We start from the raw sequence: 689 nt of genomic DNA, 5'->3' as shown, positions 1-689 counted from the left end.
AATACCATTACTTACTGGGCGTTGATATGGGATTTTAGGGTAAAAGTAAGAGACTTGCGATCGCAGGCAACAATTTACTGCAAGCTTCCACCAATGTCGCCGCACTAGGTAAACCAGCAATAGTCCCTTTCAAAATTTTCATTGCCGTTTTCCCCGTCTTTTGCATTGTGCTTTCTTGGGGATTTTTCCCTACTTCTGCCAAAGCTTTTACCTGCTCCAATGCTTCAGCTTTATCATCATCAGATAAATTAGTTTCAGCCTCGATCGCTGTTTGTAACTGGGTTAATAATTCTTTGATTCCCGATTCATCTGGTTTAGCAGAATCAGATAATTGATTAATTGTATTGGCAACAGTACCGCTGATATCACCTAAACTTAACGCTCCAGCACCGCTAGCGTTAACGGTTCCGCCTGTAATTTCTATTTTGCGACTTTGGTCGATTTGGTCACTCATAGCTTTACTCTCTGATGTGGTGTTCACTTCTATATTATTATAAATTACTCTTTCTGCGAAAGACATATTAAGTTTTCTTAAATATTCGATTTGTTCGCGATAGTCTTGGATTTTACTGTCTTTAACAGCGATTGCTTGGCGACAGTCTTGAATTTCCTTGTCTTTAACAGCGATTGCTTGGCGACAGTCTTGAATTTCCTTGTCTTTAACAGCGATTGCTTGGCGACAGTCTTGA

1 pseudogene is annotated in these 689 nt (G+C 39.9%); it reads right to left on the bottom strand.

The annotated features are described in order from the left end of the window. Positions 1–34: 34 nt before the first annotated feature. Positions 35–689 (bottom strand): annotated as a pseudogene (locus QUB12_RS19975) (hypothetical protein); the annotation flags it as partial.

Source organism: Microcoleus sp. B7-D4, assembly GCF_036705125.1.
Classification (GTDB): domain Bacteria; phylum Cyanobacteriota; class Cyanobacteriia; order Cyanobacteriales; family Microcoleaceae; genus Microcoleus.
The sequence above is the reverse complement of the archived record's forward strand: the minus strand, read 5'-3'. Positions and strand labels throughout refer to the sequence as shown.